The organism is Bradyrhizobium sp. HKCCYLS2038 (assembly GCF_051167655.1).
In the GTDB taxonomy this organism is placed as follows: Bacteria; Pseudomonadota; Alphaproteobacteria; order Rhizobiales; family Xanthobacteraceae; genus Bradyrhizobium.
This window is the reverse complement of the sequence record NZ_JBNPTM010000002.1, coordinates 436,697-452,099: the sequence shown is the minus strand read 5'-3', so window position 1 is coordinate 452,099 and position 15,403 is coordinate 436,697. Positions and strand designations below refer to the sequence as shown.

At 65.9% G+C, this 15,403-nt stretch carries 13 protein-coding genes; 5 read left to right on the top strand and 8 right to left on the bottom strand.

Features of this window, described 5'->3' with window-relative positions:
* The first annotated feature begins 12 nt into the window (after positions 1-12).
* Positions 13-1,968 (top strand): alpha amylase C-terminal domain-containing protein, encoded by a 1,956-nt coding sequence (locus ACQR1I_RS11185; protein ID WP_434864649.1) that lies wholly within the window; start codon positions 13-15, stop codon positions 1,966-1,968.
* An 843-nt stretch (positions 1,969-2,811) separates the two neighbouring features.
* On the opposite strand, the gene ACQR1I_RS11180 is transcribed toward ACQR1I_RS11185, so the two are convergent.
* Positions 2,812-3,741, bottom strand: coding sequence for a sugar kinase (locus ACQR1I_RS11180; RefSeq protein WP_434864648.1), 930 nt, complete (start codon positions 3,739-3,741; stop codon positions 2,812-2,814).
* On the bottom strand, positions 3,728-4,765 hold the full coding sequence (locus tag ACQR1I_RS11175) for an SPFH domain-containing protein (protein WP_434864647.1): 1,038 nt from the start codon (positions 4,763-4,765) through the stop codon (positions 3,728-3,730). Before ACQR1I_RS11175 ends, ACQR1I_RS11180 begins: the two co-directional genes overlap by 14 nt.
* 122 nt (positions 4,766-4,887) lie before the next feature.
* On the opposite strand from ACQR1I_RS11175, the gene ACQR1I_RS11170 reads away from it, so the two are divergent.
* On the top strand, positions 4,888-5,640 hold the full coding sequence (locus tag ACQR1I_RS11170; RefSeq protein WP_434864646.1) for an NUDIX hydrolase: 753 nt from the start codon (positions 4,888-4,890) through the stop codon (positions 5,638-5,640).
* A 93-nt stretch (positions 5,641-5,733) separates the two neighbouring features.
* On the opposite strand, the gene ACQR1I_RS11165 is transcribed toward ACQR1I_RS11170, so the two are convergent.
* Positions 5,734-6,309, bottom strand: coding sequence for a hypothetical protein (locus ACQR1I_RS11165; RefSeq protein ID WP_434864645.1), 576 nt, complete (start codon positions 6,307-6,309; stop codon positions 5,734-5,736).
* 446 nt (positions 6,310-6,755) lie between these two features.
* Between ACQR1I_RS11165 and ACQR1I_RS11160 the strand changes: the two genes are divergently transcribed.
* A complete protein-coding gene (locus ACQR1I_RS11160; RefSeq protein WP_434864644.1) occupies positions 6,756-7,982 on the top strand; it encodes a CaiB/BaiF CoA transferase family protein in 1,227 nt (408 codons plus the stop codon).
* 164 nt (positions 7,983-8,146) lie between these two features.
* Here ACQR1I_RS11160 and ACQR1I_RS11155 read toward each other — a convergent pair whose 3' ends face one another.
* Together ACQR1I_RS11155 and ACQR1I_RS11150 are read right to left on the bottom strand one after the other, a co-directional pair.
* Entirely contained in the window at positions 8,147-8,383 is a 237-nt protein-coding gene (locus ACQR1I_RS11155; RefSeq protein WP_434864643.1) for a hypothetical protein, read from the bottom strand.
* Between the two features lie 27 nt (positions 8,384-8,410).
* Positions 8,411-9,082: a TetR/AcrR family transcriptional regulator gene (locus tag ACQR1I_RS11150; RefSeq protein WP_434864642.1), complete on the bottom strand. Its 672-nt coding sequence runs from the start codon at positions 9,080-9,082 to the stop codon at positions 8,411-8,413.
* 216 nt (positions 9,083-9,298) lie between these two features.
* On the opposite strand from ACQR1I_RS11150, the gene ACQR1I_RS11145 reads away from it, so the two are divergent.
* Together ACQR1I_RS11145 and ACQR1I_RS11140 are read left to right on the top strand one after the other, a co-directional pair.
* A complete protein-coding gene (locus ACQR1I_RS11145; RefSeq protein WP_434864641.1) occupies positions 9,299-10,534 on the top strand; it encodes an acyl-CoA dehydrogenase family protein in 1,236 nt (411 codons plus the stop codon).
* Between the two features lie 149 nt (positions 10,535-10,683).
* Positions 10,684-11,742: a phosphotransferase family protein gene (locus ACQR1I_RS11140; RefSeq protein ID WP_434864640.1), complete on the top strand. Its 1,059-nt coding sequence runs from the start codon at positions 10,684-10,686 to the stop codon at positions 11,740-11,742.
* 137 nt (positions 11,743-11,879) lie between these two features.
* Here ACQR1I_RS11140 and ACQR1I_RS11135 read toward each other — a convergent pair whose 3' ends face one another.
* The 3 genes from ACQR1I_RS11135 to ACQR1I_RS11125 form a co-directional block, all read right to left on the bottom strand.
* Positions 11,880-12,161: a hypothetical protein gene (locus tag ACQR1I_RS11135; RefSeq protein ID WP_434864639.1), complete on the bottom strand. Its 282-nt coding sequence runs from the start codon at positions 12,159-12,161 to the stop codon at positions 11,880-11,882.
* Between the two features lie 249 nt (positions 12,162-12,410).
* Entirely contained in the window at positions 12,411-13,166 is a 756-nt protein-coding gene (locus ACQR1I_RS11130) for a hypothetical protein (protein WP_434864638.1), read from the bottom strand.
* A gap of 1,345 nt (positions 13,167-14,511) precedes the next feature.
* Positions 14,512-15,297, bottom strand: a complete 786-nt coding sequence (locus ACQR1I_RS11125; protein ID WP_434864637.1) for an SDR family NAD(P)-dependent oxidoreductase — start codon at positions 15,295-15,297, stop codon at positions 14,512-14,514.
* Positions 15,298-15,403: the final 106 nt, after the last annotated feature.

The window sequence follows — 15,403 nt, the reverse complement described above, 5'->3', positions numbered from 1 at the left end:
GATACCGTGGATATGCTGCTGGAACCTGTTACGCTGCCGCCATTCCCCGAAGGATTGAGGATTTCGCTGCGGCAGATGCATCTTCTCCAGGCTCCCATGGGCGGCACCCTGGTGACCGGCGGCGCCACGTTCCGCGTGTTCGCGCCGCATGCCAAGGCGGTCTACGTCTCCGGTCCGTTCAACGACTGGGCGCAGGATGCGAGCTGCCGCCTGGCGCCGATCGGCAACGGCCATTGGGCGGTGTTCATCCCCGGCCTGAAGGACGGCGATGCCTACATGTATTTCGTCGAGGGCGAGGGCACCTCGGGCTACAAGCGCGATCCGCATGCGCGGCTGCTCACCGTCGACCCGCCGTTTCCCCAGGCGCACTCGGTGCTGCGCAATCCCGCTGCGTTTCCCTGGCATGATGCGGACTACACGCCGCCGCCCAACAACGAGCTGGTGATCTACCAGCTCCACGTCGGGACCTTCGACATGAAGGCGGGCAATCCCGACGGCTGCTTTTTCGATGTGATCGAACGCGTGCCGCATCTGGCAAAGCTCGGCATCAACGCCATCGAGCTGCTGCCGGTGCAGGAATTCCCGTCCATGTTCAGCATGGGCTACAACGGTACCGACCTGTTCAGCCCGGAGACCGACTACGGCGAGGCCGAAGCTGCACATCTTTCGGCCTACTTCGCGCGCACCAACGAGATCCTCGCGGCTGCTGGCGCCATGCCTTACGCCGATGTCGGCGTGGTCAGGCACTGCGACGACCAGCTGCGCGCGCTGATCGATGTCTGCCATGTCCATGGCATCGCCGTGCTGTTCGACGTCGTCTACAACCACGCCGGCGGCGGTTTCGACGAGAACAGCATCTGGTTCTTCGACCGCCAGGCCTATGGCGATCCCAACCGCAGCCTGTATTTCACCGACCAGGGCTGGGCCGGCGGCCAGGTGTTCGCCTATTGGAACGCCGACGTGCGGCAGTACCTCGTCGACAACGCCATCATGCTCTATCGCGAGTATCATGCCGACGGCCTGCGCTTCGACGAGGTCAGCGTGATGGACCGCTTCGGCGGCTGGGCGACCTGCCAGCAGCTCACCGAGGCGCTGCGCGCCGAGAAGCCGGACGCGATCCAGATCGCGGAATTCTGGCCGGTCAACCCATGGGTCGTTAAGGACATCGCCACGGGCGGCGCCGGCTTCGATGCCACCTGGAGCGACGGTCTGCGGCTCGCCGTGCGCGGCGCGATCGCCAGTGCGGCCGGCGGGGCGGGAGCGCTTGTGGCGATGCAGCCGATCGCCGCGGCGCTCGCCGATCTCAGCCTCAGCAATCGCTGGCGCGCGGTCAACTCGATCGAGAACCACGATATCGTCTATGCCGGTCGCGAGCCCCGCATCTCGCGTCTCGCCGATCCCATCGACAGCCGCTGCTGGTACGCGCGCAGCCGCTGCCGGGTCGCCACCGGCCTTCTGCTCACCGCGCCGGGCATCCCGATGCTGTTCATGGGCCAGGAGCTGTTCGAGGACCGGCCATGGAGCGACACGCCGAGTCTGGACACCACGATCCAATGGGCGCTGCTCGACGGCGACGACAAGATCACCGCCGATGCGATGCGCTTCACGTCGGAACTGATCGCGATTCGCCGCACCCATCCGGCGCTGACCGCCGAGGGCTGCGCCATCGTCCACGTCCATGACGCCAATCGCGTGCTCGCCTTCCACCGCTGGGACGGCCAGGGCGACGACGTCATGGTGATCGTCAGCCTGAACGAAACGCCCTGGCACGACTACGCGATCGGCTTTCCGGCCGGCGGCACGTGGCACGAGGTGTTCAACAGCGACGTCTACGACAATTGGGTCAATCCGGGCGTGGTGGGCAACAACGGCGCGGTGACCGCCGGCGGGCCGCCGCTGCACGGCCAGCCCAGCTCGGCGGCGGTGACGATCCCGGCGAATGGCGTGCTGGTGTTTGCGAGGAAATAATGGGTGCGCTGCGCTCTCTCGGCCCGTCATTCCGGGGCGCCCGAAGGGCGAGCCCGGAATCCATAGCCACGAAACGACATGTGGCGCGAGATGGTCGTGGCGTCTGTTATCGACAAACGACCGGTCGTGGTTATGGATTCCGGGCTCATCCGCGCTGCTTCAAAATGGCTTCGCCATTTTGCGCGCGAATGCCCCGGAATGACCGCTTGAAAAAACAGCCGTAGGGTGGGCAAAGGCGCAGCCGTGCCCACCATCTCGCCGACGCGCTCGCAGATCCACGGTGGGCACGCTGCCGCCTTCGGCGGCCGCTTTGCCCACCCTACGGCAGCGTCGTTGCGGGGCGAACGGCGCCCGGTCCGATGGCGAGGGTCTTCACAGGCTTACGATCGCTGGAGGTGTCACCGAACAAGCCATGGGCTGCCGTCCAGGACAGATCGGAAGCATCCGATCGACCCCCAGAATTTGAGGGGACGACGGTCAAGAGGCGTATGGTTGGCACCGGCTCGCCTTCGTGCTTCCAGGCCTTCGTCGGCCTGTCCACCGCAGGCCATATCAAGACGCCCCAAAGCGAAGCCAGCGCGAGCCCCGCCACCGCGAGAATGCCTCTGTGAGAAAGTGATGTCACGGCCGCGACTCCGCACTGAAATACTCGTGCTTCCTTCGAGCCTAGCAGACCAGGCTCGACAAGTCCCGCGCTGCGGGGTGGCGACCGTCTCTCCACCGTCATTGCGAGCGCAGCGAAGCAATCCAGGGTGGTGGGCGGGACTCTGGATTGCTTCGCTGCGCTCGCAATGACGCTGTGAGAGCATGGTGCGCCATGGGGGAAGCACCTGCAGGGAGGGACTATACGATCAATCGCCCCTGACGCTCCGCAATCCCAATCACGGCCTCCGTCCCCGCATTGAAATCGAGATTGTCCGCCTCGATGCCATCCGAGAAGATCAAACCGTTCTCGGGCATCAGCGAACGCAGCCGCAGCGTCTCGGCGCCGGCGAGGCCGCCGCAGACCAGCGAGACCTGCGACGTCCGGCTCGGGAACGGTTCGCGCACGGCGAAGCGCAAGGCGCGGGCGTCCCAGGGCAGGGCGGTGTAGTCGGCATCGCCATGGCTGCCATAGCTGCCGGCGATGGCGAGCGCGCCGGTGACGATGCTCTTGAACCAGGCGGTCGAGCCGAGGCCGGTTGCCACGATCAGTCCGCTGGAGGATTGCCGCTCATGGACGTCGCGCGTCGCGATCTCGTAGCGCGCCGACACATGCGTGCGCGCGCCGATGAAGAGGTCGTTGACGGCATGCAGCACCTGGCCGTCGGCGAGGCTCGCGCGCGCCATGGTCACCGCCTTCGCCGCGCGCTTGTCGGCGGCGACCTCGGGCAGGAGCGACGCAAGATCGGCCGGCGCGAACGGCAGCAGCACGCCGTCATGGCGCTGGGCATCCGGGTTGAGCCCGAGCAGCGGCTGACCGTCGAGATATTTCATGGTGTTGGCGACGAGGCCGTCGGGGCCGAGCGCGGCGACGATGTCGGCCGGGCCGAAGATGAAGTTCGGCAGGAAGCCGCGGTCGACGATCTGGTAGCGGCCCAAGCGCTCCAGCGTCTGCGTCGCCGTTGCGCGCGCGGCCCGGTAGGCCGCGTGCTCGCGTTCGTAGTCGGAGAAGTCGGCGCCGAGATGCTCGACATAGAAGCGGGCCTGGTCCGCGGTGAGGAATTTTGCGATCAACTCTTCCAGCCGCGTTCTCCTGACGACCAGCACCACCTTGCGGTCATTGCCGGACACGGGCGGCCTCCGCGGGCTTCTGCATCAGGCTGTTCAGCAGCTCCGGCGAGACGTTGAGCTGCCCGATCTTCTCGGCCTTTTCGGCGAGGCCGGAGAACGCCTGCGCGATCAACTGGCCCGGCTGCATGCCGGTCGCGGCCAGCGCCTGGATGACGCGGGTGTCGACGCCCTCGAAGATCTTCATCAGCGCGCCGACGCGATAGGCTTCCGCATCGGCGAGTGTGCGGGTGTTGGCTGCATTCAGCGCCACGAAATCCTTGCGCTTGGCCTCCAGCCCGATGTCGGCGACCATGCCGGCCTCGCGCAGCTCATTCTTTTTCGCCGCGACGCTGGCCTCCGCATCCATCTGCGTCTCGCGGATCGAACGCTTCTTCTGCTCGACCGCGATCTCGGTATCCAGTTCGCTCTCGCGGATGGCGCGCTCGCGCTCGACCGCAAAATTGCGCCGCGCGAAGATGGCCTCGTCAGCCGTCTTCAGGATCGCCTCGCGCGCTTCGGCCTCCAGCGCCTTGGCGGTCTCCGGCGTCGGCTTCACCGCGCGCACGGCGACGCCCAGGATCTCCAGGCCCAGCGCATCGATGTCGGCGCGGCGCTGCATTCCGGTCGCGATCGCCTCAGCAATGCGGTCGGAGGCGCGCAGCGCTTCCTTCAGCGTCATGTCCTTGACCGCCTGCTGCGCCAGCACCTCGACGGCGCCGAGCACGCGCTGCGGCAGCTCCTCCGGGTCATCGGATTCGTAGGTCTTGCCGTCTCGCTTGAGCGTGAAGTTCAGCATCGCCGCCGCCTTCTTCGGCTCGCCGATGCGGTAGGTGACCTGGCCCTGGATCGTCAGCGTCTGAAAGTCGCGGGCGATCTGCTGGAAGATGAAGCTGGCGTCGCGGCTGCCGATGGGGATCGCGACCAGCGAGGTGGCCGGCCCATAATAGAAGGTCGAGAGACCAGCGCCTTCCTCGACCACGCTGCCGGCGCGGTACTTCAACAGATAGGTGGTGGGCTGAGCCTTGATGAAGCGAATGCCGAACATGGCGGCCTCCTGTCGTTCTGGTCTATAAGTGTGTCACGCCAACTAAGTAAGTTGGACAGTACAACTAAGTGTGCTAGTGTCAAGGGGCAAAATCGGCAGGGACGGGGCAGAGGGCGGACGGTATGGCAGGACGGCAGGGACAGGGCGTCGGCGCGGGGGGCAGGGCCGCGTTGAAGCGGAGCGGGCTGGATTTCCCGCGGCCCCTGACAACGGTCGACATCGTCATCTTCACGATCCGGCAGGAGGCGTTGCACGTGCTGCTGGTGCGCCGGGGTCACGGCGAAGGCGAGCCGTTCCCGGACGCGTTCGCGCTCCCGGGCGGCTTCGTCGACGTCGACAAGGATGCCGATCTCGCAGCCTGCGCCCGCCGCAAGCTCGCCGAGAAGACCGGCGTGGTCAGTCCCTATCTCGAGCAGCTCGGCAGCTGGGGCAGTGCCACGCGCGATCCGCGTGGCTGGTCGGCGACGCATGCTTATTTCGCGCTGGTGTCAGCGTCAGGCGCTGACGCGTCGCTCGCGGCCGATGCGCAATGGTTTCCACTCGAAGGCCCCAGTGTGAAGCCGAAGCTTGCCTTCGACCATCAGGAGATCCTGCAGGCGGCCGTGCAGCGGCTGCGCAACAAGGTCGAGTACACCTCGCTGCCGGCCTATCTCATGCCCGCGGAGTTCACCTTGCCCGAGCTGCAGCGGACCTATGAGATCGTGCTCGATCGTCCGCTGGAGAAGAGCGCCTTCCGTACCCGCATGCTGTCGGCCGACCTGATCGAGCCAACCGACAGGATGCGCAAGGGCCCGAACCGGCCGGCGCAGCTCTATCGTCTCAAGCCGGCGGCGGCACCGGTGTATTTCGCCCGGACGTTCAACGCGCCGGAGTGAGAATGAGCGCCCGGCCGGGGGCTGGGAAGCATGCCGGCCGGACGCTTCGGTGCCGCGGCAGGGGACCACGGCACCAATTCAAGGACGTCAGGATCAGGCCGAGAAATCCACCACCAGCGACTTGCTGCTCGAGCTCGATGAGCTGCTGCCGCTGGCGCTGTAGGACGACGTCGTGCTGTTCGAGCTCTGCAGCGCCTCGAGCAGCTTCTTCAGCAACTCCTCCACTTGCGACGCGGAGGACGACGATGATGACGACGACGAGGTGCTCGAGGTGGTGTCGCTGCTCGAGTCGTCGCTCGGCGGCGGACCGGGCGGTGGACCGCCGGCGCCACCCGCGCCACCGGGGCCGCCGGAGAAGGCGTTGGCGAATACGTTCTTCAGCTCGCTCGCTTGGTCGGAGGTGAGCTTGCCGCTGTCGACCTCGCTCTGGATCAGATCGTCGATCTTCGACTGCATCTCCTTGGGCGAGGGCGGCGTGCTGGCGCTCGACGAAGACGACGAGCTGCTGCCGCCGCCCTTCAATGCTGAGTCGATGTCGTCGAGCGCCGATGACAGCGCGGTCTGGTCGGTCGCGCTGACCTTGCCGGCCGAGACTTCCTTGGTCAGTTCCTGCTTGAGCAGGTCGAGCGGCGAAAAGCCGCTCATGGAGGAGGCAGAGATCGACGTCATGGCATGCTCCGGTGTTGCGACATCAAACCTGCCTCCAGGTGCGATCGTGATGCTTAACGGCTGCTTGTTCCCTGTTTCCGGATGTGTCTGGAGTCCGGCCGCACACAAAACGAAGCAAGAAAGTCGGCGCTCATGCCGGCGGAACTGGCGGCCATCGCCGCCCGCCCCACCACCGCTGTCATTCCGGGGCGCGCGTAAGCGCGAGCCCGGAATCCATTGCTCCGCGCGTTCTGTCGCCCGATGGATTCCGGGCTCGTGCTGCGCACGCCCCGGAATGACGCCGTCATTTGGAGCGGCAGCCGCGTGCTCCGGCCTCCCGGGCCGCTACGGCAAGGCGGCATGCCGCCAGCGCAGTGCTCGAAGCCGCGAAATGGTGTACGCGGGTGACAGGCGGCGCCCTCGTTAGGCACAATCCGCCACAAGGAATAAGCCCCCGGAGGAACTCCATGTCGGCCCTGCCGCTGTCTGGCATCAAGATTCTCGACCTCACCCGCGTGCTGGCCGGACCGTTGTCCGCCCAGATGCTGGCCGATCTCGGCGCCGAGGTGATCAAGATCGAGCGCCCGGGCACCGGCGACGATGCGCGCGCCTTCGGGCCGCCCTACCTCAAGGACCCAGACGGCAAGGCCAACAACAACAATTCGTTCTACATCTGCGCCAACCGCAATAAGAAGTCGGTCACGGTCAACATCGCGAGCCCCGAAGGGCAGGAGATCATCCGCGCGCTGGCCAAGGACTGCGACGTCTTCATGGAGAACTACAAGGTCGGCGATCTCAAGCGCTATGGCCTGGATTACGAGGCCATCAAGGCGGTCAATCCGGATGTGATCTATTGCTCGGTCACCGGCTTCGGCCAGACCGGCCCGTATTCACCGCGCGCCGGCTATGACGCGATCTTCCAGGCGATGGGCGGCTTGATGAGCGTCACCGGCCACATGGACGGCGAGCCGGGGGCGGGGCCGATGAAGGTCGGCCCGTCGATCGTCGACTACATGACCGGCATGAACACCTCGATCGGCATCCTGTCGGCGCTGTATCACCGCGACGTCAATGGCGGCGGCGGCCAGCACGTCGACGTCTGCCTGTTCGATACCGTGATCGCCTCGCTGTCGCACTACGCCCAGATCTTCCTGGTCAACGGCAAGTCGCCGCCGCGCCGCGGCACCTGGGGCAATGGCGGCATGCCGGCCGGCGTGTTCCGCTGCACCGACGGCGAATTGATGCTGGTGGTCGGCAACGACGCGCAGTTCGCGCGCACCTGCGCCGTTTTAGGGGCGCCGGAGCTCGCCACCGATCCGAAGTTCCTCAAGAACAACGACCGCGTCGTCAACGGCAAGGAGATCATGGCTGTTTTCGCCGGCCTGTTCCTGAAGAACTCGGTCGCGCATTGGCTGGAGGAGCTGGAGAAGGCGGGCGTGCCTTGCGGCCCCGTCAACGATTTCGCCCATGTCTTCGCCGATCCGCACGTCCGCTCGCGCGGCATGGAGGTCAAGGTCGAGCACCCGTTCGAGCCGCAGCTGTCGGTGATCCGCAACGCGCTGACCTTCTCGGGCACGCCGATCACCGACTACCGCGCCCCGCCGCTGCTCGGCGAGCATACGCAGGACGTGCTGTCGGGGCTGGGCTATGACGCGGCGAAGATCGCGGCGCTGAAGCAGCAGGGCGTGGTGTAGCGCACCATCGGTTGCGACACTCTCCAGTGTCGTCCCGGCGAACGCCGGGACCCATAACCACCGGCCGCAGTATTGAGTCTCGATCTCTCCCCGCGTGCCTCAAGACGGATCACGCGGTATGGGTCCAGGCGTTCGCCGGGACGACTCGTGGAGAGAGTGTGCCTCTAGTTGTGGCGGCGATGGTGCCGCTTCGCTTTGGGGCGGTGATGCCGAGGCTCTGCCACCAACGGCGCAGGCGGCGGCGCCCCCAGTTGCTGCCGCGATTCCTGCAGGCGGCGCTGATAGCCGGGCGAGTTCATGATATTGGCGGCGGCGCCGCGCGCCAGCGCAGACTCGCTGGCCGTCAGCAGCGCGAGCGCTGCGGCGGCGAAGGCGAGGGCGAATTGCGGACGCTGCGTCATCTGCCGGCTCCGTCTCCGATGCGAAGGCTAGCGCGCCGCGCGCGCGCCGACCCTGGCCGGTGACTTTGCCGCCTGATCGCGCGTGGTCAAGCCGAGCACGGCCCCGCGCACCACGCGGTCGATCACATCCTCGACATCGTCGAGATCGCATTGGCCATCCGAGAGCTTGGTCAGCCGCTCGCTCTCGCGGATCGTGTGATGCGCCATCGCCAGCGCAAAATGCAGCCCCCAGAACAGGTCGACCTCCGAGCTGTCCGGCAATGCGCGCGCCATCGCCGCGGCGAATTTGCGCAGATGGTCGATCTCCTTGTTCTTGATGCGGCGGATCGGCGGCACCGATTCGATCGAGGCGCGGATCATGAACTGCGCCACCGGCGAGCGCTGGTTCTCCGGCCCGAGGCAGCCGCGCAGGATCGGCGCGACGAGCGCGCGCAGGATGGCGCCGATCTCGGCGCTGCCGCCGCCTTTATCCTCCGCCGCGCGCAGCGCGTGCAGCCGCTCGCGGTTCAGCGCGATCGAGCGCGTCACGAACAATTCGGCGATCAGCTCGTCCTTGGAGCCGAAATGGTAGTTGACCGCGGCGAGGTTGACGTTGGCCTCGGCCACGATGTCGCGCAGCGTGACATCGGAAAAGCCGCGCTCGGCGTAGAGCCGCTCGGCGGCGACGAGGATCGCAGTCCGGGTCTGATCGGTGGCCATGCCGTCCCCAGGGGAGTTGCGTTTCAAACAATTGTATGAAACTATTGTTTGAGACGGCCGGAATGTCAATCGTGGTGCTTCCGCGGGGCGACATTTCGGCGCTGCAGCGACGGGGCCCGCGAAATCGTGCCGCGCAAGATCACTCTTGCGCTGACGCGGCGGGTGGATCGACACTGCGGCCAAAACACGTTCGAGGAAACGCTCAAGGAGAGTCCCATGGACTTCACGATGTCGGCGAAGCAGCAGGAATGGCTGGAGCGCGTTCGCAGCTTCATGACCAAGCATGTCCGCCCGGCGGTGCCGATCTACAAGCAGCAGGACGCCGAGGGCGATCGCTGGAAGGTGATCCCGATCCTCGAGGACCTGAAGGCGAAGGCGAAGGCGGAAGGCCTTTGGAACATGTTCATGCCGCCGTCACCGCACGAGGACGACGAGTTCCGCGGCGCCGGCCTGAGCAATCTCGAATACGCGCTGCTGTCGGAGGAGATGGGCCGCATCTCCTGGGCCTCCGAAGTGTTCAACTGCTCGGCGCCGGATACCGGCAACATGGAGGTGTTCATCCGCTACGGCACCAAGGAGCAGAAGCGCAAATGGCTGCGCCCCTTGATGGACGGCGAGATCCGCTCGGCCTTCCTGATGACCGAGCCGGCTGTGGCCTCCTCCGACGCCACCAACATCGAGACCCGCATCGATCGCGACGGTGATCACTACGTCATCAACGGCCGCAAATGGTGGTCGTCGGGCGTCGGCGATCCCCGCTGCAAGATCGCGATCCTGATGGGCAAGACCGATTTCGCAGCCGCCAAGCATCAGCAGCAGTCGCAGATCCTGGTGCCGCTCGACACCCCCGGCATCAAGGTCGAGAAGATGCTGCCGGTGTTCGGCTTCGACGACGCGCCGCACGGCCACGCCCAGGTGCTGCTCGAGAACGTCCGCGTGCCGAAGGAGAACATCCTGCTCGGCGAGGGCCGCGGCTTCGAGATCGCGCAGGGCCGTCTCGGTCCGGGCCGTATCCATCACTGCATGCGCACCATCGGCAAGGCCGAGGAGTCGCTGGAGAAGATGGTGCGCCGGCTGATGACGCGCTCCGCCTTCGGCAAGAAGATCATCGAGCATTCGGTGTGGGAGCAGCGCATCGGAGAGGCCCGCACCAATATCGAGATGTGCCGGCTGCTGTGCCTCAAGGCCGCCGACATGATGGACAAGGTGGGCAACAAGACCGCGCAGGGCGAGATCGCCATGATCAAGGTCGCAGCGCCGAACATGGCGCTGAAGATCATCGACGACGCCATCCAGGCCTACGGCGGCGCCGGCGTGTCGGATGATGCGGGTCTTGCCAAGGACTACGCCGGCATACGCACGCTCAGGCTTGCCGACGGCCCGGACGAGGTGCACAACCGTGCCATCGCCCGGCTCGAGATGAAGAAATACGCCAACGAGCCGCGCCACTGAGCGTAGGTTCGTAGGGTGGGCAAAGCATCCGGCTGTGCGCGAAGCGCGCAGTCGGTTGCGTGCCCACCATTCTTGATCTCGCAGCAAGACGGTGGGCACGCTGCGCTTTGCCCACCCTACGCATTCAATACGACCAAAGGAGCCTCGTCGTGGCCGACGGCGTGAGAAAAGACGAAGACTTTTCCGGCACCAAGCCGGTCGAGGAGCGGCATCGCCTGGACGAGGCCAAGCTTGCCGCCTGGATGGCCGAGCATGTCGAGGGCTATGCCGGCCCGCTGACGGTGCTGCAGTTCAAGGGCGGCCAGTCCAACCCGACCTACCGGCTAAACACGCCATCGCGCTCCTATGTGCTCAGGCGAAAACCGTTCGGCAAGCTGCTGCCCTCGGCGCATGCGGTCGATCGCGAATTCCGCGTCATCGCCGCGCTCGGCAAGCAGGGCTTTCCGGTCGCCAAGGCTTACGCGCTGTGCACCGACGACGGCGTCATCGGCTCGGCTTTCTACATCATGTCGATGGAGGAGGGCCGGGTGTTCTGGGATCCGACCCTGCCAAATGTCGTAGCCCCCGAGCGCCGCGCCATCTTCACCAGCAAGATCGAGACGCTGGCGAAGCTGCACGCCTACGATCCCGCCGCCATTGGCCTTGCGGATTTCGGCAAGCCCGGCAACTACTTTGCCCGCCAGGTCGACCGCTGGACCAAGCAGTACCGCGCCTCGGAAACCGAGCACCTGCCGGAGATGGAAAAGCTGATCGAATGGCTGCCGCGCACCTTGCCGACGCAGCAGCGCGTCTCGATCGTGCATGGCGACTACCGGCTCGACAACATGATCTTCCATGCATCAGAGCCGCGCGTCATCGCGGTGCTCGACTGGGAGCTGTCGACGCTCGGCGATCCCATGGCCGATTTCACCTATCTCTTGATGCAGTGGATCATGCCCGGCCTCGACGGTGTCGACCTCAAGGCGCTGAACATTCCGACCCTCGACGAGGCCGCGGCGATCTACGGCGGCGTCACCGGCACTGACATGCCCGACCTCAACTGGTACTTCGCCTACAATCTGTTCCGCCTCGCCGGCATTCTCCAGGGCATCATCGGCCGCATCCGCGACGGCACCGCCGCCAACGACAAGGCGATCGAGTCGGTCAAGCGCATGGTGCCGATGACCAAGCAGGCCTGGGCCTACGCGCAGAAGGCGGGCGCGGTGTAGCCGCGCCGTCGCCGGCATGAGCGACTTGTGCGCCGGCGGAAACGACTTGCGGGGGCAGCCGTCCCGCCAGCGAAGAAGCCCGGATGTCGTTTGCGCCCATCCGGGCAAGTCGTGAGGCATTCCGCCACCGTCGTGGCTCAGCGGCCGCCGCCGCCACCACCGCCTCCACCGCCGCCGCCTCCACCCGCCATGGTCATCGCGCTGTTATAGCGCGGATCGCTCTGCTTCATGTAGGTGGGCGAGGTGTCCCGATGGCGACGCGCGACCTGTTGCGGCGTTTCGATCGTTCCGCACGCCCCCCACGACACGACCTCACAACGCCACAACTGCATCTCGCGCGCGCCGGCGCTGGTCACGGCCGCGGCGGTGGCTGCGGCTCCGACCAAGGCGAGCAGGGCCAGTTTCGATAGTCCTGACATGTCTTCCATCCTTCGTTTGGCGAAGCCGGAATGGTCCGCTTGCGAGGTTCGACGAGGCCTCGGAGCAGCTGGTTCGAAGAATGGCAGCCGAAAAATCCCGCTCCGCACGGACCGCACGCTTGAACCGGATCGTCGCCCGCTGCGACGTGCCGCGCCCCGTCGGCCGGCCGGGCACAGATCGGCGGTGGTTGTTGGGTGCGGAGCTCTTGAGCGAGGCGCTCTTCGGCGACGTTCGATGACGGCCGTCGATCAGCCGCCGATATTGCCGCGGGCTGGACCGAGCTGCAGATAAGCGATCGACAGGAAACTGGCCGCGAGCGGGACGATCAGCAGGTGAATGACGTTGGTGGCGCCCTGCAGCAGGAGGAGCGTCTGCATCGACGGCAACACGGGGACGGAGTCCTGGATGAGGATGGCGCGATAGATCATGGTCTGGACGTGGCCGAGCACCGTGTATGGCAGCAGCACGCAGGCTGCGATGCACAGCATGATGCGCAGGAGGGGGCCGCGGGTGGCTCGCCATGATGCCGTCAGGCCGAAGCCGTGGGCATTGATGGCGTTCATTGGCATCGCCAGACATAGGCGGCAGATCAGCGCAACGATCACCAGCCTGACCAGCAGGGCAGGTAGCGCGAACGTGATCCACTCTTCTCCTGTTAAAGAAACCGGGACGCGGGGCTCCGGGAGCAGAGCCGTCAGCAGCATGGGGAGCCACGCCAACAGGCCCATGAGCACGGCCGCCGCCGTGAAGCGCCAGAGATTGCTGCTGAGGACGTTGCCGACGCTCGCGGCCGCTGCCTGGTCCAGGATCAGATGGCGATGCCAGGCAACGGCGATGCTGAATCCCGCAAAAACCACCACGAGGTGCTCTGCGACAGTGACGGCAGTCGTGCCCGCCGGTCCGAACAGCCCGGCCATCCGCAACGCCATGGCCGGTGCCGGCAGCAGCGCGCACACCACGAGCCACGGCCAGGCGATCCGCAGGATCGCGCCGAAGCCGAACACATAGCTCGCATAGCTGCGGCGGATCGTGGGCCACAGCGGCAGGCGGGAAGTGGAATTCTGATCCGATGTCATCGTGTGAGTTCGGGCGGGGCGTCTCGTCACGATACGATGGCGGTGGCACCAGCGCCAGCAACCGCGAGACGTGGCTCAGAATGGGCATCGACGACTTGGCCATCTCTCGCGATGTTGCCCGACGCTGGCCAGGCTGGCGCTTCGCGATGGCCGCTTCGCGAAGTCGATGGCGCCCGTCGGGCAAATCGGTATGTCCTGGTGAATGCGTCGTCGTTGTCGCGTCGAGGGACCGCGATGCCTGAAAACCGTGGTCGCCAGGAAAAATCTTCGCCAGCGTGATCAATGGGATCATCCGATCCACCCCATGCGGACGGAAGATTTGTCTTTCGTTTTTTCGGCATTCATGATTTGCTTGCGCCATCCCGTCTCACCGAAGAGAGGCGTTGCGCGCGATCGTCACGACACGCGAGGCGGGGAGGCGGTGGCCGCGGATTGCCGCAGCATGCCCTTCGGGTGTGCGGACGAACGGCGATGCGTGGACGCGAAGTCGTGTGGTCCTGACCTCCCGGTGCCGAGGTCAAGTTGACGCGAGCGCTCCTGCGCTGTGTCGATGACGGGGGCAATCAAGCCGGTCCCCGGGGAGAGCGCGAAGTAAGCGTTAAGACCATCGCGCAGGGAAGGCCGGGCGTTTCTCGGCTGCACCTGTGGTACCTGCCGCCTGCATTTTCTTCGCAGGCGGGCCGCAGGCGTCAGCCGACGCCTGGCCTTCCCTGCGCTCTCTGATTGGAGAGAGCGGTGAATTCAGCAGCACTCGGACGTAGATGCGCCGCGGGAATGAATACGCATGTTTGGACTCCGTCATTTCGAGCGCTGCAGCTTGTCCACCATGGCCCGAAGGGCGACGGTGGAGGTAATCCAGGAAGAAGGCGACGACTCTGGATCGCGCCGCTGTGCTCGCGATGACGGTCACAACAAACACTGTCATCCCGGCCAAGCATCGACAGCGCGAACGCGCTGGCGGTGCGCAGAGCCGGGATCCATACGCCGCAGCAGATGTGTTGGGCAAAAAGCCAATTGTCAGCCTGCCTCAAACCGCTCCCTGGGGGTATGGATCCCGGCGTTCGCCGGGACGACACCGGAGGGGGTGGCGCGCAGTCGTGGTCAAGGAGCCGGAGTCGCGCGGCAACAACAGCTGTCGTCCCGGCGAACGCCGGGACCCATACCGCGTGATCTCGCGGGGGACGTTGCTGTCAGTTGCCTGCCTCTTTCCGGCCGGTGGTTATGGGTCCCGGCGTTCGCCGGGACGACACCGGTGTTTGGTGCGGCGGTCCGCCTAAATCGGCTTCCCCGCATACGGCATCGACGCCGTCAGGCCACCATCCACTGGAAACGCCTGGCCGTTGACGTAGGAGGCTTCGTCGCTGGCGAGGAACAGGGCCATGGCGGCGATCTCGTGCGGCTGGCCGGCGCGCTTCAGCGGGTTGAGCTGGCCGATCTTGCCTTCGGTGCCGCGCTCCTTGGCGCCGTCGAAGATCGGCTTGGTCATGCCGGTCTCGATCAGGCCGGGACAGACGGCGTTGATGCGCACGCCGGTGCCGGACAGCGAGTAGGCCGTCGTCTGCACCAGGCTGATCACGCCGGCCTTGCTGGCCGCATAGGGATGGCCCGAGGCGCCGGATTTCAGCCCGGCGACAGAGGCCGTGCAGACGATGGCGCCGCGCTGCTGCCGCACCATGTGCGGCATCGCGTGCTTCACCGCGAGGAACGGGCCGATCAGGTTGATGCGCAGGATCTCCTGCCAGTGCTCGACAGTCTGCTCGGCGATCGGCTTCAGCCCGCCGGAGATGCCGGCATTGGCCCAGATCACGTCGAGCTTGCCGTAGGTCGCGACCGCGCGATCGATGAAGCCCGAGACGTCGGCCTCGGAGCCGGCATCGGCGATGACCGCTTCGGCAATGCCGCCCTGCTGCTTCACCATCTCGACCGTCTCCTTGACGGCCTCGCTGCGATCGACTGCAATCAGTCGCGCGCCTTCTTTCGTGAACATCAAGGAAGCGGCGCGGCCGATGCCGCTGCCGGCGCCGGTGATGATGACGGATTTGCCTTCGAGGCGGCCCATGTTTCCTCCTGTTCGATTTGTGATCAGCTGCGTGCCGCGGAACGGAATTCAAACGTCGTTTCAAACGTGCTGAACGTGCGGAGCTGCTTGAGACGGGCTGGCTCCT